Source organism: Spirillospora sp. NPDC052269 (genome assembly GCF_040679435.1).
In the GTDB taxonomy this organism is placed as follows: Bacteria; Actinomycetota; Actinomycetes; order Streptosporangiales; family Streptosporangiaceae; genus Spirillospora.
In genome coordinates, this window is record NZ_JBFAUU010000004.1 from 173,277 (window position 1) to 197,832 (window position 24,556).

Here is a 24,556-nt window from a genome sequence, read left to right on the forward strand (position 1 = left end):
GTTCGCCTGGGGCCCGGCCTGCTGAAGGCCGGGCCCTCCCCCTGACATGGTCTGCCCTTTTGCGACCCGGGAACGGTGAACTCAGATGCGCGACCTACCAGCCTCTGCGACGTTCGACGCGACGGAGGCGGCTCTGATCAGGGCCGCCGCCTACCCCGTCGACCTCTGCGTCCCGCCATGGCCGGACCTGACCCGCGACCGGCCAGATGCTTGGCTGGCCTGGCTGCGTGAGGCGTGGGCGCTGCCGGGGTTCGCGGACGCCGTCACCTGCGCAACACCCCAGTTCGCAGCCCAGATCACCCGTGCACTGGCCGGAAAGGCGCTCCACACCCGCCGACTGCGCCGCTTGATCGAGGCCACCGTCCGGTACGTGCTGAGGTGGACAACCCGTGGGACGCCGTTCGGCCAGTTCGCCGGAGTCGCCCCAGCCACCTTGGGAACCCATGCGGCGGTGCACTGGAGCGAGCGGCATGTCGACGTGCCCCTTCCCGACGAGCGTTCCATCGCCGAGTGCGTGACTGCGGCCGAGGATGACCTTCCGACGCTGCGGACGGCGCGGGTGGTGACCAACGCGTTGGGGTATCGGTGTGGCGGGGCATGGGTGCTCCCCTGCGCCCGGTCCGAGGATGGTCGCAGGTGGGACACCGAAATCGGCCTGACGGAACCGGTGCGGCTGGCGTTGGAGACCGCTCGCTCCCCCATCGCGTTCGATGAGCTGGCCTCCAAGGTCGCTCCCGGCCTTGCGAACGGCAAGGAAGAGGCCGAGCGGTTGTGCCGGGCGTTGGTGCGTGCTCGGGCGCTGCTGTCAGAGGTTCGGCCGTCCATGACCGTGACCGCCCCTGTCCCGCATTTGGCACGTCACCTCGCCGCAGACGCTCTGCCCGCGCCTGGTGGCCATGTCACGGTTGATCGGCGCGTCGACTGCTCGGTTCAGTTGCCCCCAGTCGTCATCGATGAGGCGTGCCGGGCCGCCGACACGCTCGTGGCCGTGGCACCGCACTTCTCGGGTTGGGCCGCCTACCAGGACGCGTTCATCGAGCGGTGGGGGCCGGGCGCGGCTGTGCCACTCCGCGAGGTCCTGAACGTCCTGGGATTCCCCGCCGGGTACCGGGGCTCACCCCATCGGGAACGCCCCGTGTTCACCGCCCGCGACGCGCTGTTGGCCGACCTGGCTCAGCGTTCGGCTCTGGAAAGCTGCGCCGAAATCGTCCTCCACGATGACCTGATCGCGGCGCTGCGCGGCGATGACGACCGTCCCCCGATCCCTCACACGGAGCTGCGATTCGCTCTGGCCGCGCCCACACTCCGCAGCCTGGATCAAGGCTCGTTCACGCTCACGGTGTTGAGCGGTTCCCGGCATGCCGGAGTCGCTGCCGCCCGGTTCCTCCACCTCCTCACCCCCGCTGAACAGGAACGGTTCCGCAGCGTCTACACCAGCCTGCCGACCGCTCTGCCAGGTGCTGATGCCGTGCAGCTTTCCGCGCCGCCGCTCGAGCCGCGGCTCGCCGCAGTCGCTCGCGCCCCCGAAATGCTTCCTGTGCTGCCTGCCGGCGACTTCCATCCCGTCCCGGCATGCACACTGGAGGACCTGGCGGTGGCCGGCGACGGCAAGCGGTTGTGGCTGGCATCCCGCACCACGGGCCGGCCGGTCGAGCCTCTGCTGTTGAACAGCGTGCTGCTTCCGTCTCTCCAGCAGCCGATCGTCCGTTTCCTCACTGAGATCTGGACGGCCTGGACTGCGCCATGCGCCCGGTTCGACTGGGGCCACGCTCAGAAGCTCGCGTTTCTGCCGAGGATCCGACGGGGCCGCAGCATCCTGCATCCGGCTCGCTGGCGAATCCAGCAGACCGACCTGCCCGACCGCGCCGCTCCATGGCAGTTCTGGCATGGCGCATGGGAACGGCGCCGCGAGGGCCGGCGGCTTCCGCGTCATGTCCTGCTCGGCGACGACGATGTGCGAGTCCGCCTGGACCTGGACGAGCCCGCACACCTCGCGCTGCTACGCGCCCAACTCGACCAGCACCCGCAGGTCGTCCTCACCGAGGCCCCCGGCCCGGCCGGGTGGATCGACGGCAGGCCCGCTGAGCTCCTGCTGACGCTCATCGCCCGGCCGCCGCGTCGCCGCTCCGCGCCGCGTCCCGCACGGCCGGTCACCACGCTCCAGCATCGACCGGGCCGATCACGCTGGGTGGACACCAGGCTGTTCGGAAGGTGCGACGACGTCCTCAGACACCTGCCCCTTCTCGTCGAGCGTCCCGAGTTCCCGACGGGCTGGTGGTTCCTACGCTTTCCCACCCCGGCCCCGCACGTACGGATGCGGATACCGCTCGCGACCCCCTGCCAGTTCGCCGCCGTCGCCCGGGAGCTCGCCCAGTGGGCGAAGCGCCTGTACGAGGAGGGCCTCCTCACCGACTACGTCCTGGCCACCTACCGGCCCGAGGCCCGACATGGGCAGGGGCCGACCCTGGTGGCGGCCGAAGCGGTGTTCGCGGCTGACTCCTGCGCCGTCCTCCAACACCTGGCCAGCGACCGGAACGCGGCCACGGCCGCCGGAATGGCCGCTCTCGCCGAGGGGTTCACCGGGAACGGCACCGCCTGGCTCGTCGAACATGTGCCGCATCGCAGCGGCCCGCGCCTGGACCCCACTCAGCTCTCCCTCATTCGCGCCTTCGGCCCGCCGCCTCCTCTCACCGCAGCCCTGAAGACCTACCGAGCCGCCATCGACAGAGACGGTCTGGACCCCGACCAGGTCCTCGCAGACCTTCTGCACCTCCACCACGCCCGCGCGATCGGCGTCGACAGGGCATCCGAACTGCACTGCCTGCGCCTCGCCCGCGCGGTCGCCCACAGCGCCCTCATCCGCCGAATCTCATGAACGCCGCCCAGAATCTCGCCGAGGGAGCCGTCGGCGTTGCTCTGCTTCACCTCGAGAACGGCTGCCGGGACGCGGCGTTCACGGCGTTGAAAGCCGCGGTCGCCGACGGTGTCAGCACCGCGGGCGGCGCCAGCCTCTACTACGGCGCTCCCGCCCTGGCGTTCGTCCTCGCCTCCGCCGACCTTCCCGGCCTCGCCCCGGCCAAGGCCATCGCCGCTGAGGGCACCGCGACCGTGACGCGCAATCGCCTCGAGGCCGCTCACCGACGCATCGACCGACACCAACGACCTCCCTACAGCGAATTCGACCTGATCCGCGGGCTCACGGGACTCGGCGTGGCCCTCCGCTGCATCGGCGATCACAGTCTGCTCCGCGAGGTCCTGACCTACCTGGTCCGGCTGACCGAACCCCTCGACGGCCTGCCCGGCTGGTGGTGCCCGACCGGCCCTAACCGCGACCGGCCCGGCCCGGCCGGCGGGCACAGCAACCACGGGTTGGCACACGGCATCACCGGCCCGCTCGCTCTGCTGGCGCTCACGCTGATCGACGGAATCGAGGTCGCAGGGCAGTGTTCGGCGATCACCCGCATCTGTAGCTGGCTGGACCAGTGGGAACGTCGAGACGAGCACGGCCGGTGGTGGCCGGAGATCCTCACGCTTGGCCAGCTCGACCAGCACGACGCCTGGCCGCCGGGCCCACCGCGCGCATCCTGGTGCTACGGCACGCCCGGCGTTGCCCGTGCCCAGCAGCTCGCCGCCCGCGCTCTGGAGGATCCTGTCCGCCAAAGCGCGGCCGAGGCCGCGTTCACCGCGTGCGCTGGCGACGCGGATCAGGTCGGCCGGCTCACGGGGAGGGGACTCTGCCACGGAACCGCCGGCCTTCTGGCGACCGGGCGCCGGATCGCGGCCGACGCCCCCGTCCCGATCTCCCTCACGCCCCTGCTGCTGCGGCACCAACACGCTGCTGCCGCTCTCGACGAGCCGAACGGCCTCCTTGACGGAACCGCCGGAGTCGAGCTGGTGACCGCAGGCATCACAACGTCCTGGGACGCCTCCCTCTTGCTCTGCTGACCGTCTCCTGGAAGGGCCGACCGTGATCGAGACCAACTGGCGGCAGGTGAACCTCGCCTTTCCCAGTAGCAACGCACACGAACGCGAGCACCAGGCCGTCACCCATTTGAGCCGTGTACTGCCAGACGCCGAAGCGGGCGGCCTGATCAGCGCCTGGTTCTTCATCCGCAAAGGACATTGGCGAGTCCGCTACCTCCCTGCGGGCCCCGACATCACCGGCCAGTCCGTTCACCGCCTCCTCACCCAGGGTGTCGAGGGCACCGGCGACATCTACGAGCCAGAGATCCACGCCTTCGGCGGCACAGCCAGCATGAACATCGCGCACCGGCTGTTCCATGCCGACAGCCATCACCTTCTCGGCTACCTCGGCGGCAGCGCGACCGGCCGCCGAGAGATGTCCCTCATCCTCTGCACCGCCCTCATGCGCGAAGCGGGCCTGGAGTTCGGCGAGCAGGGTGACGTGTGGGCCCGAGTCGCCGACCAGCGCGCGCCCCTGCGCCGGGAAGCGCCCGCCGCCACAACCTGGGCGAACTTCACCAGCAACGTTCGCGAACTCCTCCTCGGCACCCCGCGCACCGACGACATCACCACCTGGAGCATGGCATTCGGCCAGGCAGGACGGCACCTACGCGCCCTCCGCGAGAGCGGACAACTCACGCGGGGGATCCGCGCCGTAGCCGCTCAGCATGTGATCTTCCATTGGAACCGGATGGGAATCAGGGCGTACGGTCAGGCCGACCTGGCCCGTGCAGCCGCGGACGCCGTCTTCGGCGGCATCGACTGACGCCCGCAGAACGCGTGGAGTATGACCAATCCGGCCGCGCTCCGAACAGGAGTCGCTGGTGGCGCGTATCCACCCTTGTCAGAGAGTGTCGTCCTCACTCACACGAACCGCGTCCACGAGGCGACGGACGGCAGCGGGGGCAGGGTGAGGCGGGACCGTCGCGTCCCTGCTGTCGCGGATGCCCACAGTGTCGGCGGAGAGGCGTGCGACCTCTACGCACGCCCCGCCTTCGGTGCTGCTACGGCTCGCCTTGCGCCACATCGGAGTCATGCAGACCCTCCAAGCTGCCAGGATTCAGAACGCGTTGTCCTCTATCGCGCGGATAGCTCCCGCGAGTCGGCGGGCCACGGACGGACTCAGAGTGAGGCGTGGACCTGCCACGTCCCTGCTGTCACGGATGCCGACGGTTGTGGGGGACAGCCGGGCGAGCTCCACGCATGCCCCACCCTCTGAAGTGCTACGACTCGCCTTACGCCATTCAATGATCACCGGTAGTCGTCCATCGCTTTCTCGATCGCCGTATAGGTCTCTGCCGCGGGCCAGGCCAGGTCGTTGATCTCCTCCATCTTCTGCGCGTACCGCTCCACACGGTCAGGGTCCAGCACCAAGTGCCCGACCATGCCGGGAGCTTCGGCAAATGCGACATCGGACCCAACCGTGAGGAGTTGGAAGGAACCGTCATGACCAATGTGCCAACCAACGTGACGTCCTACAACCCGCACACTGGCACCGGGACGTTCCGCCAGTGCCAGGAGATGTGCGAGTTGATCGCGCATGACCCGCGTCCCTCCGACCGGCGAGGAGAGAACGACCCACGAGAGCAGTGCGGATACGCGCGGCATATCACCCTTTTCCCACACAGCCGCCTGCCGCTCCAGCCGTCGCTCCAGGGCCCGGTCAACGTCATCCAGTAGCCCGGCCGCGTGAGCACGTTCGAAAGTCGCGCGCGCATAGTCCGGCGTTTGCCACAGGCCCGGAATGATGCCGAGATCCCAGGTGCGGAGGCGGGAGGCGGACGCTTCGTAGGCGGCGAGGGAGGTGAGCCAGTCGTCGTCGGGGCGGGCGAGGGCGTGGGCGATGAGGTGGGTGAAGAGCCTTTCGAGTCGCCACGTGTCGTCCAGGATCATCGCGTGATGAGGGTTCAGGTGACGCGTGCCGCCGACCAGGCGCGTGACGTGACTGCGCGAGCAACCGAGAAGTTCGGCGACTCGGGCCTGCGAGGTGCTCTGGACGTAGATCTGCCTTCGCAGTTCGACCGCGACGAGGTCCCATATCGACCGTGCCGCGTCAAGTGGGGGACGTCCATTTTCCAGCGCTTGGGCACGCTTTCCAGCCTTGCCGAATGATCTTGTTGAGGGCATTTCAAGATCTCTTTCGTTGCCTGCTGTTCTGGGAACCGTAGCGAGGTTAACCCGCCGTGACTCATCGTGTAGGTCCGATCACAGAAATGGCAGGAGGAATCATGCGGCTTTCACGGCGGCGGCAGGTTGGGCGGCACGCGGCGGGGAGCACGGTCGAGGAGCCGGAGGAGGGGGCTCGGGACGGGCAGCGGGATCGGGTGGTGCGGGTGGCGGCGCTGACTGCGCTGGCCGATGCGTGTCTCGTTGCGGGGCTGCGGGTGCAGTGGCGGGCACTGGGGGACGGGCCCACTCGGTACCTGCGGGTTTCGGTGGTCGGCGCGACGGTCGGGGTTCGGGTCGACTTCATGGACGACGAGTGGTCCTACGTCTGGCACGACGGGGACGACGAGCCGCGCAGTATCGGGCCGCTGGACGATCTGTCGGGTGTCGTCACGATCGTCCACTACGTCCTGCACAAGCGGGCCAGGTGACGTGCGACGACGCGGCGGAGGGGCTGTGCCTCGCCGCGTCGTCGCGTTCGGGGTCAGATGAAGGTGCTCAGGGTGGCGGCCATGGCGAAGCCGACGACCGAGAGGATCGTCTCCAGGACCGTCCAGGTCTTGAGGGTGTCGCGGACGGAGAGGTTGAAGTAGCGGGACACGATCCAGAAGCCGCCGTCGTTGACGTGCGAGGCGATGATCGAGCCCGCGGAGATGGCGACGGCGATCAGGGCCAGGTGGGCCTGGGAGTGGTGTTCGCCGTGGAGGAGCGGGCCGACGATGCCGCCGGTCGTCACGATGGCGACGGTCGCGGAGCCCTGTGCGAGGCGCAGGCCGCAGCTGATCAGGTAGGCGAGGACGATTATGGGGAGCCCCGCGTCCGACATGGTCGCGGCGAGGGCCTTGCCGACGCCCGTGGCGGAGATGACCGCGCCGAAGAACGCGCCGCCGCCGACCACCAGGAGGATCATGCCGACCGGGCGGAGTGAGCGGGTGGCGAGGTCGGACAGTTCCTTCGCCGGGATGCCGCGCCGGACACCCAGCAGGTAGCTCGCCAGCAGGACGGCGATGGTGAGCGCCACGGCCGGGGTGCCGAGGAAGGTGAGCAGCGGGAGGACCGAACTGCCCTTCCACCAGACGTCGCCGAAGGTCGCGAGCAGGATCAGGACGAGCGGCACGACAATGATCAGGGCGACCAGGGCCAGGGCCGGCTCGGGACGCTCCTCGCCCTCCTCGCGGGCCTCCTCGCCGACCGTGTAGTCCTCCGGGACGGACGCCTGGACGCGCTTGCCGATCCAGGTGCCCCAGGCGACGCCCGCGACCAGGAACGCCGGGATTCCGCAGGTCAGGCCCATGATGATCAGCCAGCCGAGGGACACGCCCAGCAGTCCGGACGCGGCGACCGGCCCCGGGTGCGGCGGCAGGAACGCGTGCGTCATGGACAGGCCCGCCAGCATCGGCATCGCGTACAGGACGAGCGAACGCCCACCACGACGTGCGGTGATGTAGACGAGCGGCGCCAGCACGAAAATGCCGATGTCGAAGAAGACGGGCACACCAAAAATGAGGCCGACCAGGCCCATGACGAGCGGGGCGCGCTTCTCGCCGAAGACGCTCAGGAGTTTCCGGGTGAGGACGTCGGCTCCGCCGGACGCCTCCAGGATCGCGCCGAGGATCGTCCCCAACCCGATGATCGGGGCGATATGCCCGAGGATGCCGCCGAAGCCGGTCTCCAGCAGGGACGTCTTGGAGCTGAGGGCCGTCCCGACGATCTGGGAGACGGGCAGCCCGGCGGCGAGCGCGAGGGCGAGGCCGGACACCAGCAGGGAGATGAACGGTTCGAGTCTGACCTTGATGATGAGCACGAGCAGCAGGGCGATGGCCAGCGCGCACAGCAGCAACAGGCCGCCCGTCTCGTGACGGAGCCAATGGACCATGGGGGGTGTGCCTCTCAGGGGGTGGGCGTCGTGTCCCGTCCGCGTCGCAGGGCGTGGCCGGGGAGTGCGCCGGTCGGGCGCCCGTCATCGAGGACGGGGACGCCGTTGACCAGCACGTGCGTGATGCCTTCGGGGACGGTCCGGGGGGCCTCGAAGGTGGCGGTGTCCCGGACGGCGGCGGGGTCGAACAGGACGAGGTCGGCGTGGTAGCCGGTGCGGACGAGGCCGCGCTCGCGCAGCCGGAGCCGCTGCGCGGGACGTCCGGTCAGGTGCGCGACGCACTCCTCCAGGCTGAGAACGCCCAGGTCACGGACGTACCGGGCGAGGTACCGGGGGAACGTCCCGTAGGCGCGGGGGTGCGGTTTCGCGCCGGGTGTCAGCGGGAGGAGGCCGTCGCTGCCGCCGGTGTGCGCGGGGTGCCGCATGATCGCGCGGACGTTCTCCTCGTGCCCGACGTGCTGGAGGATCGTCGTCCCGAAGTCGTCGGCGGCCAGCAGCTCGCGGAACACGTCGAAGGGCGGCCGGCCGGAGGACGTGGCGAGGGCGGCGACGGTGCGTCCGACCGTGGCGGGGACGCGCGAGCCGGAGATCTCGATGGTGTCCCACTCGACGGGGACGCCATGGCAGCCGTCCGATCCGTCCTCCTCCATGACCTGCCGGATGAGCGCGGCGGACGCCGGGTCGGCGAGGCGGGCCAGGGCGGCGGCGGGCCCGCCCTCGGCGGCGCGGCTGGGGAGCAGGGCGGCGAGCGTGGTGGATCCGGGCAGGTAGGGATAGGTGTCGAGGGTGATGTCGCAGCCGTCCGCGATGGCCTCGTCCAGGAGCGCGAGCAGCTCGCCCGCGCGGCCCTTGTTCACGCCGAAGTTCATCGTGGCGTGGGCGAGGTGCAGCGGGCAGCCGGAGCGGCGCGAGACCTCGACCATCGCGGCGTACGCGTCCAGCGCGCCCGCGCCGTACGAGCGGTGATGTGGCGAGTAGTAGCCGCCGAGACCCGCGACGACCTGGCACAACGCGACGAGTTCGGCGTCGGACGCGTACATCCCCGGCACGTAGGTCAGGCCGCTGGACATGCCGACCGCGCCCTCGCGCATCCCCGTCGCGACGAGGTCGCGCTGCCGATCGAGTTCGGCGCGGGTCGGCTCGCGGGCGTCCCAGCCCATGGCGAGCAGCCGGACGCCGCCCTGCGGGACGAGGTAGGCGGCGTTCACGGCGATGCCGCCGTCGAGGCGGTCGAGGTACTCGCCGACCGTGCGCCAGTTCCAGTCGAAGCCGTCCGGGTCGCCGTTCCAGCCCGCGATGGCCTGCCGGACGGTCGCCAGCGTCGCGTCCGAGACGGGCGCGTAGGACAGGCCGTCCTGGCCGATGACCTCGCAGGTCACGCCCTGCGCGACCTTCGCGAGGTGGTCGGGCGCGGCGAGCAGCGCGAGGTCGGAGTGGGCGTGCATGTCGATGAACCCGGGCGCGAGGACGAGCCCGTCCGCGTCGACGACCCGCGACGCGCCGGACTCCATCGAAGCGCCGATCTCGGTGATGCGGCCCTCGGCGACGCGGACGTTCGCGCGGTACGCGGGAGCCCCGGTGCCGTCGACGACCGTCGCGTCCCGGAAGAGCACGGAGGACACGTCAGAACCAGGTCCGGACGAGGTCGACCACGGCCGGGTTCTCCTCGTCGGCGGACGAGACGACCGGGATGAGCTGCCATTTGTCCATCGCCGTGCACGGATGCGACAGCCCGAGCCGGACGATGTCGCCGACCTCGACATCCGCGTCGCGGAGGAACGCGTGCTGGTCGGCGAGGGCGCTGACGTGCGCGTTCTCGACCGGGGCGGTGCCGCGTCCCCGGACGAGCTGCGGCACCGGCAGGCCCTCGTCGAACGGCAGGTCGCGCTTGCCCGCGTCGACGAGCGCGAGGTCGCGTTCCGGACGGGAGATGACGCGTCCCCAGCCGTGCATCGCCGACCGGAACCGCTCGCCCTCGGCACGCGCCAGCGGCGAGATGCCCCGGTAGAAGCCGTCGTCGTGGATCAGGTACGCGCCGGAGCGCAGGATCACGCGCGCGGACGGCAGTGCGCCCAGCACGTCCACGACCTGGTCGAAGTAGGCGCTTCCGCCCGCCGTCGCGACCGGCGCGTCGACCTCGAAGGACAGGCGTCCGAAGAGGTCGGCGAAGCGGCGCAGGTAGCCGTCCACGATGTCGAGCGCGGCGTCGGACGCGTCGTGTGCGAGCGTGCCCTCGTACCCGCCGACGCCCGCGAGCCGCAGCGTCGGAGCGGCCTTGATCGCGGCGGCCACGGCCTCCGCCTCACCCAGCGTGCGCGCGCCGGTTCGCCCGTTGCGTGCGCCGAGTTCGACGCAGACGTCCACCGGACGGGACGCGCCGGCCTCGCGGAGCGCGGCGTCCATCAGCTCGACCGTCCGGACCGAGTCCGCCCAGCACAGGAACTCGAACTCCGGGTCGCGGTCGAGTTCGGCGGAGATCCAGGCGAGCCCGGCCGGGTCGATCAGCGCGTTCGCGAGCAGCAGCCGCCGGACGCCGAACGCGCGCGCGACGCGCAGCTGCGGGAGGTTCGCGAGCGTGATGCCCCAGGACCCGGCGTCGAGCTGCGCCTTCCAGAGCTGCGGCGCCATCGTCGTCTTGCCGTGCGGGGCGAGCTGGACGCCCGCCTTGTCCGCGAACCCGGCCATCAGCGCGAGGTTGTGGCCGAGCGCGGCGGCGTCGAGCGTCAGCAGCGGCGTCCCGAGGTCGCCGAGGACGGGCCCGGACGCCAGGTACTCGTCCACGGTCTGACCGTGCGCCGCCGCCGGGACGGCCTGGAACCGCCAGTCGAGCCGTTCGTCCCGCAGGGCCGCCACCGCGTCGCCGTCGATCATCACCACTCCCACCTCTGCTGTTGCATCATTTGCAACCTGCATTGCACTATGCGTTCTGCCGGTTGTAGCATCGCGATCACGAGCGGGTCAACGGTGATCGCCGAAACGACGACGTCCGGGAGCAGCGGAAACATGAAGCGGCAGTCGCCGGTGGCATGTGTGGGCGAGACCATGGCCGCGCTCCTGCCGGACCGTCCCGGCCCGCTGGAACACGTCGAGAACTTCCGGCACGCGATCGGTGGCGCGGAGGCGAACGTGGCGCGCGGGCTCGCGGCGCTCGGGGTCCCGTCCGCCTGGGTCGGACGCGTCGGAGCCGACGGTTTCGGACGCCGCGTCCTCTCCGAGCTGGCCGCCTCCGGCGTCGACACGTCCGCCGTCGAGGTCGACCCGCACCGCCCGACCGGCCTGTATGTCAAGGAGACCGGGCCGGGCGGCAGCCGCCTGCACTACTTCCGCGAGGGCTCGGCCGGGTCCGCGCTCTCCCCCGCGCTGCTGGACGCCCCGGTGCTGCGCGACGCGCCGCTCGTCCACCTGTCGGGCATCACGCCCGCCCTCTCGGACGGCGCGCACGCACTCGTCGCCGAACTGCTGCGACGACGCGTCCCGGGCTGCCTGACCAGCTTCGATCTGAACTTCCGCCCCGCGCTCTGGCCTCCGGAGACCGCCCCTGCCGCGACGCTGCGTCCGCTCCTGGACGCCGCCGACATCGTCCTGCTCGGCGCGGACGAGGCCGAGGCCGTCCTCGGCACCGCGGACCCGGTGAAGCTCCGCGCCCTGCTCCCGGGCCCGGACGTCATCGTCCTCAAGGACGATCGGCACCAGGCCACCGCCATCACCCGTGAGACGTTCGTGACCGCGCCCGCGCTGCGCGTGGACGTGGTGGAGCCGGTCGGGGCCGGGGACGCCTTCGCCGCGGGGTTCCTGGCCGGTACGCTGCGCGGGCTCGACCCGCGCGGACGGCTGCGGCTCGGCCATCTGGCCGCCGCGGGCGCGCTGGTCGTGCCCGGCGACCACGGACCGCCGCCCCCGCCCGACCGGATCGCCGCCCTGCTCGCCGCGACGCCGGTGGAGTGGGCGGCCACCACCATCACTCGGGGGACCCCATGAGTCAGAGCCTCGCCCGCGGCCTCGCGCTGCTGCGCGGCCTCGCGGACGGTCCGCGCTCCCTGGACGACCTCGCGGCCGAACTCGGCGTCCACAAGACGACCGTCCTGCGCCTGCTGCGCGTCCTCGAGGACGAACGGTTCGTGCACCGCGACGGCGACCACCGCTTCCACCTCGGGTCGAAGCTGTTCGAGCTGTCGGCGGCGGCGCTCGACCAGCGCGGCGTCCGGCGCGTCGCGGCCCCGCACCTGGCGCGGCTGAACGACCGCACCGGGCAGACCGTCCACCTCGGCGTGTACGAGGGCGGCGAGGTCGTCTACCTGGACAAGTACGACTCCCGGCACGCCGTCCGGATGTACTCGCGGGTCGGCCTGCCGATGCCGCTGCACGCCACCGCGATCGCCAAGGTGCTGCTCGCCGACCTGCCCGAGGCGCGCCGCCGCGCGGTCGCCGCCGCCATCGAGTACACCCCGTTCACCCCCAACACCCTGACCGGCCCGGACGCGCTGCTCGCCGAACTCGACCGGGTCGCGGCGCGCGGCCACGCCGTGGACGACGCCGAGCACGAGACCTTCATCCACTGCGTCGCGGCCCCGGTCCGGGACGCGTCCGGAGGCGTCGTCGCCGCCGCGTCCATCTCGATCCCCGACCTCGCGCCCGTCGCGCCCGAGCGCGTCACCGACCTGCTGCCCGACCTGCTGGAGACGACGCGGGCCATCTCCGCCGACTTCGGCCACCGCCCCGAGGCGAACCGCCCCGATGGAAAGGAAACGCCATGACCACCGCCAAGACCGAGGTCCGCGCCGACGGCGCGCCCGCCCCCGCGTGGGCCTTCTCGCAGGGCGTCCGCAAGGGCCCGCTGCTCCAGGTGTCCGGCCAGGGCTCGCAGGATCCCGAGACCGGCGCCTACCTGTACAAGGGCGACGTGAAGGCGCAGACCACTCGCGTCCTGGAGAACATCCGCGCGATCCTCGAGGCGGGCGGCGCGTCCGTCGAGGACGTCATGATGTTCCGCGTCTACCTCTCCACCCGCGACGACTTCGCCGCGATGAACGAGGCGTACGAGGAGTTCGTGAAGAAGCACTCCGGGGACGTCCCGCTGCCCTGCCGGACCACGGTCTCCGTCGAGCTCCCGCACCCGGACATGCTGGTCGAGATCGACGCCCTCGCCTGCGTCCTCTAGCCGGGGAACCGGCCCTCGCCTGCGTCCTTCAGCCGGGGAACCGGCCCTCGCCGAAGTGGCCGCGCGTCACGACCTCCAGCGTGAGCAGGGCGGACGCCGACTCGACGGCCAGCAGCGCGATGAGGACGAGCAGCTGGGCGGCGCCCGCCTGGACCGGGTCCGCGCCGCCCAGCAGGACGCCGACGAAGGCGCCCGGCAGGGTGACCAGGCCGACCGTCCGGGTCTGGTCGATCGCCGGGACGAGCGCCAGCGCCGCCGCCGGACGGCACACCTCCAGCGCCGCGTCCCGCTGGAGCAGCCCGAGCGCGAGCCCGCCCTCGTACTCGCCGCGCCGGTGCCACAGGTCGTCCAGGGCGCGGCGTCCGGTGAGCGCGGTCGCCGTCATGGCGCCGCCGATCAGAATGCCCGCGATGGGCAGCACCGCGATCGGACGGAACGGAACGAGCCCCGTCGCCAGCAACAGGACCAGCGCGGGAACGACACCTGAACCGATGGTGAACGCCGTCCAGCCGGCCAAACTCGCGGAATGCCGAATCGCGCGGACGCCGCGCTCTCGCCCATGCCCGCGCGCGCCGCGTCCGCTAATGCGGCGCGCCGAGGTGAAGGCCGCGACGGTCAGCATCGCCACGATGAAACACCCGGTCAGCGCGCCGCTGCGCAGCACTCCGGCGATGAGCAGCGACACGGCGGAAAGCTGCACGACGGCGCGCACGGCGGCGGTCGCGACGTCGCGGGAAAGGCCGAGCCCGCCCATCCGGACGAGCACGACCGCGACGACGGTGAGCGCGCCGAGGACCAGCGCGAGCAAGGGCCCGACGGACGGCGTTCCGGTCATTGTGCGGCTTGGGATTTCATTTCAACTTATTGTGACCTGATTCCGGCACCTTGCGGTCCGGAGACCCCGCTAACGTGGGTCATGTGGCGGATACGGGGACGAGCGGACCGACCAGGCGAGCCGCGCTCACGCTGCTGGGCGCCGCCGGGCTCGCCGTGCTGGGAGCGGACGACGCGCTGCACGGCAGGGCGCACTCCGCCGTCCGGCAGTCGGCGAACGCCGGACCTCCGGCGCAGCAGCTGAAGCCTACGCCGACCCCGAAACCGAAACCGGTACCCGCGCCGCGTCCGGCGTCCTGGACGCAGGAGCGCCTGACCCTCGTCAAGGCGCCCATCCGGGACCTCTTCACGGACGTCAGCCCGCCCGCGCCGCCGAACTCGATCGCGCTGACCATCGACGACGGCCCGCACCCGACGTGGACGCCGCAGGTCCTCGACGTGCTCGCCGAGCACCAGGTGCACGCGACGTTCTTCCAGATCGGCGAGCAGATCCAGGAGTTCCCGAAGCTGACCCGCCGGGTCGTCGAGGCCGGGCACCAGATCTGCAACCACACCCAGACGCACCCGATCCCGTTCGACCGCGTGAGCGGAAAGCGCCTCCGCAAGGAGGTCATCGAGCCGTTCCACCGCGTCGCGGACGTCACGGGCGTCGTCCCGACGCTGTTCCGCGCCCCCGGCGGCGCGTGGTCCAAGGCGAGCCTGGAGCTGATCGCCGAGCACGGCATGCTGCCGGTCGACTGGGCGGTCGACCCGACCGACTGGTCCCGTCCCGGCGTGGGCCACATCCGCAGGACGATGCTGTCGGCGAAGGCGGGCAACGTCCTGCTCTGCCACGACGGCGGCGGCAACCGCGCGCAGACGATCGCCGCCCTCAGCACCGTCATCCCCAAGCTGAAGAAGCGCGGCCTGAACTTCGTCAGGCTCTAGCGACAGTAAGAAGCCCCTGGCCGATGGCCAGGGGCTTCTTACTGATCGGGGAGAGATCAGCGGGTCAGGACGGGCGCGGCGGGCTGCGCCGGGGTCTCCGGCTCGCCGTGCGAGACCTGCGGGAGCCAGCCGAGCCAGCGCGGCACCCACCAGTTGGCGCGGCCGAGCATCGCCATGACGGCGGGCAGCAGGATCACGCGGACGATCGTCGCGTCGATCAGGACGGCGACCGCGAGGCCGACGCCGAGCTGCTTGAAGTCCTGCATGGACAGCGTCCCGAAGATCCCGAAGGTCGCGATCATGATGATGGCGGCGCTGGTCACGACGCCCGCGGTGGCGCGCACGCCGTCCGCGACCGCGGGGGTGGTCGGCAGGCCCCGGTCGTGCGCCTCGCGGATCCGGGAGACCACGAACACGTGGTAGTCCATCGACAGGCCGAACAGGACGACGAAGACGAACAGCGGGATCCAGGACTCCAGCGCGCCGACCGGGTGCGTGGCGACCAGCGAGGCGCCCCAGCCGTGCTGGAAGACCGCCGCCATGACGCCGTAGGCGGCGCCGACCGACAGCAGGTTCAGCACGATCGCGGTCACGGCGATCACCGGCGAGCGGAAGAACACCAGCATCAGCAGGAACGTCACGCCCATGACGAACAGGAACACCGGCAGGATGCTGGTCCGGAGCCGTCCGTTGAAGTCGTCGGAGAAGGCCAGGTGGCCGCTGATCTCGGCCTGGCCGGCCTTCCCGACCGTGTCCGGGACGACCTTCTCGCGCAGAGTCCTCAGGGCGTGCTGGGAGGTCTTGTCCGAGCCGTCACCGGCGAGCGGGACGGCGATCCGCACGACCGTCGAGCCGTAGGCCTTGACCTCGATCGGGTTGTTCATCTCCCCGGTCGCGAGCGCCTCCTTCTTCAGGGACGCGATCGCCTCCTGGACCGGCGCCGCCTTGACGTCGTCGGCCTTGACGACCACGATCGCCGGGCCGGGGCTGCCGGGGAACGCCTTGTTGATCGCCGTGTAGGTCTTCGCGATCGGCTCGTTCTGGGGCATCTGCTGGTTCAGGTCGAGCTTCTGCGTCTTCAGCCCGAGCGCGGGCGCGGCCAGGACGAGCAGCACACCGGTCGCGAGGACGGCGGCGATGCCGGGCTTGGCGAGGACGGGGCGCAGCAGCGCGCCGACGATCCGTCCGCCCTGGGGCGCCTGGACGGCATGCCCGTTCGCGGCGCGGCGGCCGCGGCGGCGCGACCGGTTGAGGAAGGGGACGCGGCCGAACTCGACCTTGTCGCCGAGCAGGGACAGCAGTGCGGGCAGGACGGTCACGGAGCCGAGCATCGCGGCGCAGACGACCAGGATCGTGCCGAGCGCGAAGCTCTCGAAGATGCCCATCCCGGTGATGAACATGCCGGCCATCGCCACCATGACGGTCAGGCCGGACACCAGCACGGACCGTCCGGACGTGGCGGCGGCGATCCGCAGGGCGGCCTCGCGGTCCCGGCCGAGCGACCGCTCCCGCCGCTCGCGCTGCAGGTAGAACAGGCAGTAGTCGACGCCGACGGCGAGGCCCATCAGCAGCATCACCGAGTTGGTCGAGTCGTCCACGTGCATGACGTGGCTGATCGCGGCCACCAGGCCGAGCGAGGCGAGGAACGCGGTGAACGCGAGCAGGACCGGCAGCAGCGCGGCCAGCAGCGCCCCGAACGCGACCAGCAGGATGCCCAGCGCGAGGGGCAGCGCCGTGATCTCGGCGCGCTGGAAGTCCTTGCCGACCGCGTTGCCGAACCACTTGTCGGCGCTGGCACCGCCGAACTGGCCGATCGTCACGTCCGGGTTGGCGCGCTTGGCGGCGTCCGTCGCGTCCAGGATCGGCTGGATGTGGTCCCCGGCCTTCTTCGGGTCGCCGGCGACGTCGAACACGACCAGGCGGTCCCGCGGGTCCTTGCCGGTGAGGGTCGGCTTCAGGCCGGTGATCTGCCCGGACGCCTGCACCCGGGCCCGGACGTCCGCGACGGCCTTGGTCAGCCTGCCGCTGTCATCGGAGTGCAGCAGCACCATCTCGGTGGCCGGGTCGTTCTCCCCGGCGTCCGACAGGATCTTCTCGGCGCGGGCGGACGACCCGACGCCCTGCTCGTAGTTCTTCAGCTTCTCGGTGCCGGACATCCCGCCCAGCACCGAGGCCAGCACGACGAAAGCGAGCCATCCGACGATGGCGATGGTGCGGTGGTGGGCGCTCCAGTAGCCCAGCCGCTCCGCGACGTTCCTCTTCATGATGGTCCCTGCGCTTAGGTGGGGGGTGACACCACAAACGCTATGAACTGGCGGTTTCCTGGAGAATGGCGTTACGTGCCGACCTGGGGTGTAGCTGAGTACACCCTCCACTTCGGGTCCTCGGCACACTGCGCGTCCCGGTCTACCCCCGAAGAATGAGACGCAGACCGGTACGAAAGATGGAGGAGCCTGTGAGCGGCGAGGTCGGATTGAAGGGCGGCGCCCACGAGGGCGGTTTCCGACGGTACCTGGAGGTGCCCTGGCAGGGGATGCGGCTGTGGGCGCTCTCGTTCCCGCTGCTGTTCGCCTCGGTCGCGGTGACGATCGCGTTCTCGATGGTCAGCCTGGGCATCGGCATCTTCCTGGTGCCGCCCGCGGTGCTGATGCTGCGCGACCTGCTCAACGCCTACCGGGGCCTGGTGTCCCGCTGGACGGGCCAGAAGGTCGACCCGCCCTACCTGCCCGTTCCCGAGGGCGGCCCGATGCAGCGGTTCAGCGCACTGATCCAGGACCCGGCGACCTGGCGCGACATGGCGTTCCTGCTGATCGACCCCGTCGTCTCCGCGTTCACCGCCTTCCTGTCCTTCCTGCTCTTCCTCTACGGGATCTACGGCTGGCTGGTCGCTGCCTTCGTCGGCCGGATCATCAAGACCCACGGCGGGAACGAGTGGTACACCTTCCTCCCCGTCCAGGGCAGCTTCTCCGACCACCCGGTCAACGCCTCGCTGATCGCCGCGCTCGCCACCTTCTACGCCGGCGCCGGGCTGTACTTCGGCCCGCGCCTGATGGACGTGTACGGCCGCTGGACGCAGGTACTGCTCGGCCCGACCGAGCGGTCCCGGCTGGCGCTGCGCGTCCAGTACCTCGCCGAGACCCGCGCGGACGCCGTCGACACCTCGGCCCGCGAGCTGCGCCGCATCGAGCGCGACCTGCACGACGGCGCGCAGGCCCGGCTGGTCGCGATGGGCATGAGCCTCGGCGCGATCGAGCACCTGCTGGACAAGGACCCGGGCCGCGCCCGGATCCTGCTCGCCGAGACCCGCGAGTCGTCCGCCAAGGCCCTGCGCGAGCTGCGCGACCTCGTCCGCGGCATCCACCCGCCGGTGCTCGCCGACCGGGGCGTCGGGGACGCCGTCAAGGCCCTCGCGCTCGACCACCCGCTGCCCGTCGAGGTGGCCGTCGACCTGCCCGGACGTCCCGACGCGCCGGTCGAGTCCGCCGCCTACTTCGCGGTCTCGGAGATCCTCACTAACGTCGCCAAGCACTCCGGCGCCCGGCACGCCTGGGTGGACGTCCGGTACGAGGCCGGGATGCTGCGGATCTCGGTCACCGACGACGGGCAGGGCGGCGCGTCCCTCGACGGAGGTACCGGACTTCGCGGAATCGAGCGGCGGATCGGTACATTCGACGGTGTGCTCGCCCTCAGCTCACCTCTGGGCGGCCCGACCATCGTCACCCTGGAGCTGCCCTGCGCGCTCCTCACCACCTGACGGAGACACCGTTGCGCGTCGTGCTCGCCGAGGACCTGGCCCTGCTGCGCGAGGGGCTGGTCAGCCTCCTCCAGGCGCACGACTTCGAGATCGCGGCCGCCGTGGACAACGGCCCGTCCCTGCTCAAGGCCCTGCTCGACCACCGTCCGGACGTCGCGGTGGTCGACGTGCGCCTGCCGCCGACCTTCACCGACGAGGGCCTCCAGGCCGCCCTGGAGGCCCGCCGCCAGGTTCCCGGGCTGCCCGTCCTGGTCCTCTCCCAGTACGTCGAGCAGCTCTACGCCCGCGAACTCCTCGCGGACGGCTCGGGCGGCATCGGCTACCTGCTGAAGGACCGGGTGTTCGACGCCGGGCAGTTCGTCGACGCCGTCCGGCGCGTCGCCGGGGGCGGCACCGCGATGGACCCGGAGGTCGTCGCCCGGCTCGTCGCGCGCGGACGGGACGACTCGCCGCTCGGCCGGCTCACGCCGCGCGAGCGCGAGGTGATGGAGCTGATGGCGCAGGGCCGCTCGAACGCGGCGATCGCGCAGCAGCTCGTCGTCACCGAGCGCGCGGTCACCAAGCACACCGCCAACATCTTCGGCAAGCTCGACCTCGTCGTCGGAGGCGATGACAACCGGCGCGTGCTGGCGGTGCTCGCCTACCTCAACAGCTGACCGTCCGGGTGGCCCGCGCTACTTGTGGGAGTCGACGCCGGTCATGGCCAGCTGGATCGTCCCCGCGGTGAAGGAGTCCGGGCAGAGCGTGATCGGGCCGTGCTGGCCGGGCACGCGCAGGGCGTTCCAGCCCCCGTGCACCCGGACGCCGAGGCCGCCGATGGACGGGCAGCCCTTCGCCGTCTCGTACCGCACGCCCTCGAACGCCGAGGTGCCCGGCTTCAGCGTGATCGTCCCCGTGCCGGGCTTTCCGGAGCGGGTCGTGCGCAGCTCCTCGTACTGCCCGGACGCGCCCTTGCCGTAGGTCGCCCACCCTTCCGCGAGCGTGCACGGCTTCGCCGACTTGTTGGTGAGGACGACCGTCGCGACGACCTCGCCGGCCTTGCCCGGCCGCGGCCGCCAGCCCGCCTCGAGCTGCGCGGACGTGCACCGCGCGGCGTTCCCGCCCCGCTCCCCTGGCTTCACATGCGACGGGACGGTCCCGGGTCCGGCCTTCGCGCCCGGCGTGCCCGTGCCGCCGGACGCCTCCGGCGAACTCGTCACCTTCGTCGTCCCGGACGTCGTCTTGCCCGCCTTGGTGTCCCCGCACCCGGCGAGGGCCACGGCCACGGCCGCGGCTCCCCCGACCAGCGTGACGCTCGTACGAACGGTACGTGGCTTCATGGCGAACACCCTGCCAGGGGCCGACCCACGCCACAACCGCCACCCCCGTCACCGGCGAGCCCCCGCGTCAGCCAGTCCAGGTGAAGCGGGGTGGGCGGCGTTCGAGGAAGGCGGCGACGCCTTCGGTGACGTCGCCTCCCCCGGCCACCTCGTCGAGCCAGGACTGGACGAGGTCGTCCACCGGGCGGTCGGACACGACGCCGTCCACGATCTCCTTGGTCGCGCACTGGGTGAGCAGCGAACGGCCGGTGAGCGTGGCGGTGAACGCGGCGACGCGCTCATGGAGCGTCCCGGACGGGACGACCTCGTTCAGCAGCCCGATCCGCAGGGCGTGCGCGGCGTCCACGAGGTCGGCCGAGTAGAGCAGGTACTTGGCCGCGGCCGGCCCGACGAGCCGGACCAGGCGGGTGGTCGCCGAGAGCGGGTAGACGATGCCGAGCTTGGCCGGGGTGATCCCGAAGCGGGCGTCCTCGGCGGCGAACCGCAGGTCGCAGGCCGCCGCGAGCTGGCAGCCGCCGCCCACGCAGAAGCCCTCGACCGCGGCCATGGTCGGCTTCGGGAACGCCGCCAGGGCCTCCTCCGCGTACACCGACAGGTGGCTCTTGTCGGGCCGGTTGATGTCGGCGAGCTCGGAGATGTCCGCGCCCGCGCAGAAGTCGCCGCCCGCGCCCGTCAGCACCACCACCCGGACGGACGGGTCGGCGGCCAGGTCGTCCAGCAGGAGGGGCAGCAAGCGCCACATCCGCGCCGACATCGCGTTCCGCTTGGCGGGCCGGTCGATCGTGATCGTGCCCACGCCGTCCGCGACGGCGCTCCGCAGCCGTCCGTCTTCGCCCATGCGCACCCCTTCCGCCCCTCGGCGCCGCCATCGTACGGAAGCCCACCCGGGGCGCCGGACGCCGCCCCGGCGCAGTCTCCGGCGGCCGGGTGTCGGAGGCGCGTGGGAACCTCCTTCGGCCCGTCGACATCGAAGTCCCAACCCATCCGAGGAGGCCGCGACTCATGAGGGACGGGCACGTCCGGACAGGCCACAAGATCATGATCGGCGCGGGCGCCCTCGCCCGCACGCCCGCGCCGTCGCGGAGTACGCCCAGCAGGACCCGGTCGTCCAGCAAGCCGCCGCGGCGCCGGTAGGCCGGGAATGCACAGGACGCGGAATGTGCTGTACTGTCAAATCAGCGTCTCCGGTCAGAAGGCGCCTCGGGTCCGCGTCCAGCGTGATCGGGGGCGGGAGGCGCGCACGTTCCCCGCCCGGGCCTCTGAGCGCCCGGTGACAGCCCGCGCGGCCACCCGCCGCCCGCAGCCTCTCAGGGAGCCGACCTTTCCGCCTGCCAGGGCAGGCCGATCATCTTTCCCTCACTCGTTCCTCTTGATCACGCGCCACCCACGGGGCGGCCGCCTGAAGGGACCCGCATGACCACTACCACCACGGCAGAACACGCCACCGTGCCCGCACAGGCCGACCGGCGCCGCCGCACCCGGGCCCGCGCGTCAACGGCCCGCACCCCCGTCCGCACGGCCGACGCCGCGGACTCCACCGACGCCGCCGACGTCGCCGAGCAGACCGCGCAGGGCGCGGCGGGCGGCGCGGAGGCGGCCCAGCCCGCGCCCGTCGTGCCGTTCCACGGCATCTTGTCCTTCCAGGACAACCGCGCGTTCGTCCGCACCAGCGGCTACCTGCCCGGCCCGGACGACGTGCACCTCACCCAGTCGCAGGTCCGGGACGCGCACCTGCGCCCCGGCGACATCGTCGTCGGCACCGCCCGTCCGCCCCGGTCCGCCCGGGAGAAGTACGCGACGCTCGCCTCCGTCGAGTCGGTCAACGGGCTGCTGCCCGAGGCCGCGGCGGATCGCCCCCAGTTCAACACGCTGACCCCGCTGTTCCCGAACGAGCGGCTGCGCCTGGACACCGGCGCCATGTCGACCCGGGTCATCGACCTGGTGTCGCCGATCGGCAAGGGCCAGCGCGGCCTGATCGTCTCGCCGCCCAAGGTCGGCAAGACCATGATCCTCAAGGCGCTGGCGAACGCGATCGCGACCAGCAACCCCGAGTGCCACCTGATGATCGTGCTGATCGACGAGCGGCCCGAGGAGGTCACCGACTTCCAGCGCACCGTCGGCGGCGAGGTCGTGCACTCGACCTTCGACCGGCCCGCCGAGGAGCACATCGCCCTCGCCGAGCTCGCCGTCGAGCGGGCCAAGCGCCTGGTCGAGCAGGGCCACGACGTGGTCATGCTGCTCGACTCGATCACCCGGCTCGGCCGCGTCTACAACCTGGCGGCCCCGTCCAGCAGCCGGATCCTCGCCGGCGGCGTCGCGACGCACGCGCTGTACCCGCCGAAGAAGTTCTTCGGCGCGGCCCGCAACATCGAGAACGGCGGGTCGCTCACGATCCTCGCCACCGCGCTGGTCGAGACCGGCTCGCGGATGGACGAGGTGTTCTTCGAGGAGTTCAAGGGCACCGGCAACATGGAGCTGAAGCTCGACCGGAGCCTGGCCGACCGCCGCGTCTTCCCGGCCGTCGACGTCGAGGCGTCCAGCACCCGCCGCGAGGACCTGCTCATGTCCCCCGAGGAGCTGGAGCTGAACTGGAAGCTCCGCCGCGCGATGTCCGGCATGGACAAGCAGCAGGCGATCGAGCTGCTCCTGGAGCGGATGAAGGGCACGACCTCCAACGCCGAGTTCCTGCTCCGCATGCAGCAGGCCGTCTGACCCGCTCCTCAGGAACTACTCGCCGGTGGAGGGCTCCGGATCGAACGACCGCAGGATCCGGTCGTAGAGGCGTGCTCCGGGCGTCCAGCGCGAGGCGTGGGCGTAGAAGAAGAACTCGTACCCGGCGACCCGGCTGCGCAGGGCGTGCGATCCGCCGTCCCTGTCCCAGGTGAACTCCCACTCCGCCGCGCCCGGCGCCAGGTCCGACGCGGCCTCGAGCCGCAGCCGGTGGTAGCCGGAGTAGGTGCCGTCCGCGGTCGCGCGCCGCTCGTCCGCGCGCAGGCCGGCCAGCGCGTCCCCCGGGGCGCGGACGATGGTCAGGCCCTCGCCGGTCGACGGATCGGCCCAGGCGACGCCGTGGGCGATGTGGCGGGAGCGCCAGTCCGTCGGGACCTCCACGCTGAACGCGCCGTCCGCGTGGTAGACGGTCGTCTCGTCCGACACGCCCGGGAAGGGCTGCACGACCGACGACGCGCTCTTGCTCACCGACGTCCAGCGGGCCGACCAGGCGCCCAACGCCGCGACCCCGGCCAGCGCGGCCCCGAGGCCGAGCAGCGCCCCGAACCTCGGCCGCTTCGACGCGGGCATCCGCCCGGTCGCGCTCCGGTTCGCGGACCGTTCCGTCCCGTCGGGCGCGTCGATCTTCGCGGCGAGGTCGAACGGGCCGCTCTCCGCCGTCGCGTCCCCATCGACGGACGGCGCGGTCTCCTCAGGCGAGGCCGTCGCGGCGGACACGCCGACCGCGCCGGAAGCCCAGGACAAGCGGTACACGCCGGAGAGGCCGGGTGTGCCGGCCGCATCAACGCGAGGCGTGCCGGCCGCATCTTCCGCACCGGACGCGTCGGACTCGTGGGGCGCATGGAGCCTGCGGGACTTGCGGAAGCCGCCGCCGGCGTGGGACGTGCCGGCGGCATCGTCCGCCTCGGGCGTCTCGTCCGTGGATGCCGCGCCCGAGGTCTCGGGGGGCGACGTGCGCAGGGCCTCGCGCAGCAGGCCCTCGACGGCCTCGGCGTTCAGCCGTTCGGCCGGGTCCTCGCGGAGCAGGCCGGCGACCACCGGGCCGAGCGCCCACGCGGAGCGCGGCGGCTCGTACTCCCCGAGCAGGACGGCGACCATCGACGCGAGCGCGTGGCTGCGCAGGAACGGCGAGCGGCCCTCGACCGCCGCGTACAGGGTCACGCCGAGCGACCACAGGTCGGACGCGACGACGCTCGGCCGTCCCCGGACGCGCTCGGGCGACAGGTAGGCGGGTGAGCCCTCGATCCCGGCCACGAGCGTGTCGTCCCCGCGGCCGCGCATTCCGCCGTCGGTGTGGACGGCCAGCCCGAAGTCGCTGAGCAGCACCCGCCCGTCCTCGCAGAGCAGGACGTTGGACGGCTTGACGTCGCGGTGCAGGATGCCCTCGGCGTGCGCGGCGCGCAGGACCGACAGCAGCGCCAGGCCGACCTCGGCCGCGCGCGGCGCGGGCAGCGGGCCGTCCTGGGCGAGGACCTGGTGCAGCGACCGCGCCCGGATGAACTCCATGATGATCCAGGGACGGCCGTCCTCCATGACGATGTCGAAGATCTGGACGACGCCCGGATGCCTGAGCGCGGCGGTGGCCCGTGCCTCCTCGACCATCCGCCGGCAGGCGAGGCGGCGCTCGCCGGTGGTGAGCCGCTCCGGAAGGCGGACCTCCTTGACGGCGACGTCCCGGTCCAGCAGCTCGTCGTGCGCGCGCCAGACCGTTCCCATGCCGCCGCGTCCCGCCTCCGAGAGCAGGCGATACCGGCGTGCGAGCGGTATCAACCCTTCTCCCCCCATGAGGTAGTTATCGGTCGTAAGCCCTCTCGCCATGTTCCACATCG

General features: G+C 71.7%; 24 protein-coding genes. 13 read left to right on the forward strand and 11 right to left on the reverse strand.

What is annotated here, in order from left to right:
- Positions 1 to 85 precede the first annotated feature (85 nt).
- From AB0L06_RS09785 to AB0L06_RS09795, 3 genes are read left to right on the forward strand one after another with little or no spacing between them, the layout of a single operon-like run.
- Positions 86 to 2,875: a lantibiotic dehydratase gene (locus AB0L06_RS09785; protein WP_500230546.1), complete on the forward strand. Its 2,790-nt coding sequence runs from the start codon at positions 86 to 88 to the stop codon at positions 2,873 to 2,875.
- Positions 2,872 to 3,945 carry a lanthionine synthetase C family protein gene (locus AB0L06_RS09790; RefSeq protein ID WP_500230547.1) on the forward strand — a complete coding sequence of 358 codons (1,074 nt, stop codon included), beginning with the start codon at positions 2,872 to 2,874 and terminating at the stop codon, positions 3,943 to 3,945. The genes AB0L06_RS09785 and AB0L06_RS09790 overlap by 4 nt, the downstream gene beginning before the upstream one ends.
- Positions 3,946 to 3,967: 22 nt before the next feature.
- Positions 3,968 to 4,729 carry a thiopeptide-type bacteriocin biosynthesis protein gene (locus AB0L06_RS09795; RefSeq protein ID WP_500230548.1) on the forward strand — a complete coding sequence of 254 codons (762 nt, stop codon included), beginning with the start codon at positions 3,968 to 3,970 and terminating at the stop codon, positions 4,727 to 4,729.
- A gap of 78 nt (positions 4,730 to 4,807) precedes the next feature.
- Here AB0L06_RS09795 and AB0L06_RS09800 read toward each other — a convergent pair whose 3' ends face one another.
- Genes AB0L06_RS09800 through AB0L06_RS09810 form a run of 3 tightly spaced genes read right to left on the reverse strand, consistent with a single transcriptional unit; the run spans position 4,808 to position 5,856 of the window.
- Positions 4,808 to 4,999 (reverse strand): DUF397 domain-containing protein, encoded by a 192-nt coding sequence (locus tag AB0L06_RS09800; RefSeq protein WP_500230549.1) that lies wholly within the window; start codon positions 4,997 to 4,999, stop codon positions 4,808 to 4,810.
- A gap of 24 nt (positions 5,000 to 5,023) precedes the next feature.
- Positions 5,024 to 5,218: a DUF397 domain-containing protein gene (locus AB0L06_RS09805; RefSeq protein ID WP_500230550.1), complete on the reverse strand. Its 195-nt coding sequence runs from the start codon at positions 5,216 to 5,218 to the stop codon at positions 5,024 to 5,026.
- Positions 5,215 to 5,856, reverse strand: coding sequence for a DUF5753 domain-containing protein (locus tag AB0L06_RS09810; protein WP_500230551.1), 642 nt, complete (start codon positions 5,854 to 5,856; stop codon positions 5,215 to 5,217). Before AB0L06_RS09810 ends, AB0L06_RS09805 begins: the two co-directional genes overlap by 4 nt.
- Positions 5,857 to 5,862: 6 nt before the next feature.
- Here AB0L06_RS09810 and AB0L06_RS09815 point away from each other — a divergent pair, with 6 nt between their 5' ends.
- Together AB0L06_RS09815 and AB0L06_RS09820 are read left to right on the forward strand one after the other, a co-directional pair.
- Positions 5,863 to 6,075, forward strand: a complete 213-nt coding sequence (locus tag AB0L06_RS09815) for a hypothetical protein (RefSeq protein WP_500230552.1) — start codon at positions 5,863 to 5,865, stop codon at positions 6,073 to 6,075.
- Positions 6,076 to 6,191: 116 nt separating this feature from the next.
- The gene (locus AB0L06_RS09820) at positions 6,192 to 6,560 is read left to right on the forward strand and encodes a hypothetical protein (protein ID WP_500230553.1); all 369 of its coding nucleotides are present in this window, start codon (positions 6,192 to 6,194) and stop codon (positions 6,558 to 6,560) included.
- A gap of 53 nt (positions 6,561 to 6,613) precedes the next feature.
- On the opposite strand, the gene AB0L06_RS09825 is transcribed toward AB0L06_RS09820, so the two are convergent.
- Genes AB0L06_RS09825 through AB0L06_RS09835 form a run of 3 tightly spaced genes read right to left on the reverse strand, consistent with a single transcriptional unit; the run spans position 6,614 to position 10,876 of the window.
- Positions 6,614 to 8,005, reverse strand: a complete 1,392-nt coding sequence (locus tag AB0L06_RS09825) for a GntP family permease (RefSeq protein ID WP_500230554.1) — start codon at positions 8,003 to 8,005, stop codon at positions 6,614 to 6,616.
- 14 nt (positions 8,006 to 8,019) lie between these two features.
- Positions 8,020 to 9,627: an N-acyl-D-amino-acid deacylase family protein gene (locus AB0L06_RS09830; protein ID WP_500230555.1), complete on the reverse strand. Its 1,608-nt coding sequence runs from the start codon at positions 9,625 to 9,627 to the stop codon at positions 8,020 to 8,022.
- A 1-nt stretch (position 9,628) separates the two neighbouring features.
- Positions 9,629 to 10,876 (reverse strand): alanine racemase, encoded by a 1,248-nt coding sequence (locus AB0L06_RS09835; RefSeq protein WP_500230556.1) that lies wholly within the window; start codon positions 10,874 to 10,876, stop codon positions 9,629 to 9,631.
- Positions 10,877 to 11,008: 132 nt separating this feature from the next.
- Here AB0L06_RS09835 and AB0L06_RS09840 point away from each other — a divergent pair, with 132 nt between their 5' ends.
- From AB0L06_RS09840 to AB0L06_RS09850, 3 genes are read left to right on the forward strand one after another with little or no spacing between them, the layout of a single operon-like run.
- On the forward strand, positions 11,009 to 11,983 hold the full coding sequence (locus AB0L06_RS09840) for a sugar kinase (RefSeq protein WP_500230557.1): 975 nt from the start codon (positions 11,009 to 11,011) through the stop codon (positions 11,981 to 11,983).
- Complete coding sequence (locus AB0L06_RS09845) at positions 11,980 to 12,759, forward strand: IclR family transcriptional regulator (protein ID WP_500230558.1); 780 nt, start codon at positions 11,980 to 11,982, stop codon at positions 12,757 to 12,759. The genes AB0L06_RS09840 and AB0L06_RS09845 overlap by 4 nt, the downstream gene beginning before the upstream one ends.
- Complete coding sequence (locus AB0L06_RS09850) at positions 12,756 to 13,163, forward strand: RidA family protein (RefSeq protein WP_500230559.1); 408 nt, start codon at positions 12,756 to 12,758, stop codon at positions 13,161 to 13,163. The genes AB0L06_RS09845 and AB0L06_RS09850 overlap by 4 nt, the downstream gene beginning before the upstream one ends.
- Before the next feature lie 28 nt (positions 13,164 to 13,191).
- Here the strand turns inward: AB0L06_RS09850 and AB0L06_RS09855 are convergent, their stop codons facing one another.
- Entirely contained in the window at positions 13,192 to 13,971 is a 780-nt protein-coding gene (locus tag AB0L06_RS09855) for an ABC transporter permease (RefSeq protein WP_500230560.1), read from the reverse strand.
- Positions 13,972 to 14,081: 110 nt separating this feature from the next.
- Here AB0L06_RS09855 and AB0L06_RS09860 point away from each other — a divergent pair, with 110 nt between their 5' ends.
- A complete protein-coding gene (locus AB0L06_RS09860) occupies positions 14,082 to 14,924 on the forward strand; it encodes a polysaccharide deacetylase family protein (RefSeq protein ID WP_500230561.1) in 843 nt (280 codons plus the stop codon).
- Positions 14,925 to 14,980: 56 nt separating this feature from the next.
- Here the strand turns inward: AB0L06_RS09860 and AB0L06_RS09865 are convergent, their stop codons facing one another.
- Positions 14,981 to 17,188 carry an MMPL family transporter gene (locus AB0L06_RS09865; protein ID WP_500230562.1) on the reverse strand — a complete coding sequence of 736 codons (2,208 nt, stop codon included), beginning with the start codon at positions 17,186 to 17,188 and terminating at the stop codon, positions 14,981 to 14,983.
- 191 nt (positions 17,189 to 17,379) lie between these two features.
- Here AB0L06_RS09865 and AB0L06_RS09870 point away from each other — a divergent pair, with 191 nt between their 5' ends.
- Positions 17,380 to 18,678, forward strand: coding sequence for a sensor histidine kinase (locus AB0L06_RS09870; protein WP_500230563.1), 1,299 nt, complete (start codon positions 17,380 to 17,382; stop codon positions 18,676 to 18,678).
- 11 nt (positions 18,679 to 18,689) lie between these two features.
- Positions 18,690 to 19,334 (forward strand): LuxR C-terminal-related transcriptional regulator, encoded by a 645-nt coding sequence (locus tag AB0L06_RS09875; protein ID WP_500230564.1) that lies wholly within the window; start codon positions 18,690 to 18,692, stop codon positions 19,332 to 19,334.
- 18 nt (positions 19,335 to 19,352) lie between these two features.
- Here the strand turns inward: AB0L06_RS09875 and AB0L06_RS09880 are convergent, their stop codons facing one another.
- Both AB0L06_RS09880 and AB0L06_RS09885 read right to left on the reverse strand, forming a co-directional pair.
- The gene (locus tag AB0L06_RS09880; RefSeq protein ID WP_500230565.1) at positions 19,353 to 19,997 is read right to left on the reverse strand and encodes a DUF4232 domain-containing protein; all 645 of its coding nucleotides are present in this window, start codon (positions 19,995 to 19,997) and stop codon (positions 19,353 to 19,355) included.
- A 67-nt stretch (positions 19,998 to 20,064) separates the two neighbouring features.
- Positions 20,065 to 20,835 carry an enoyl-CoA hydratase/isomerase family protein gene (locus AB0L06_RS09885; RefSeq protein ID WP_500230566.1) on the reverse strand — a complete coding sequence of 257 codons (771 nt, stop codon included), beginning with the start codon at positions 20,833 to 20,835 and terminating at the stop codon, positions 20,065 to 20,067.
- Between the two features lie 164 nt (positions 20,836 to 20,999).
- Between AB0L06_RS09885 and AB0L06_RS09890 the strand changes: the two genes are divergently transcribed.
- Complete coding sequence (locus tag AB0L06_RS09890; RefSeq protein ID WP_500230567.1) at positions 21,000 to 21,131, forward strand: hypothetical protein; 132 nt, start codon at positions 21,000 to 21,002, stop codon at positions 21,129 to 21,131.
- Positions 21,132 to 21,410: 279 nt separating this feature from the next.
- Positions 21,411 to 22,709 carry a transcription termination factor Rho gene (gene rho / locus AB0L06_RS09895; RefSeq protein ID WP_500230568.1) on the forward strand — a complete coding sequence of 433 codons (1,299 nt, stop codon included), beginning with the start codon at positions 21,411 to 21,413 and terminating at the stop codon, positions 22,707 to 22,709.
- Between the two features lie 15 nt (positions 22,710 to 22,724).
- Here rho and AB0L06_RS09900 read toward each other — a convergent pair whose 3' ends face one another.
- On the reverse strand, positions 22,725 to 24,554 hold the full coding sequence (locus AB0L06_RS09900; RefSeq protein WP_500230569.1) for a serine/threonine-protein kinase: 1,830 nt from the start codon (positions 24,552 to 24,554) through the stop codon (positions 22,725 to 22,727).
- Positions 24,555 to 24,556: the final 2 nt, after the last annotated feature.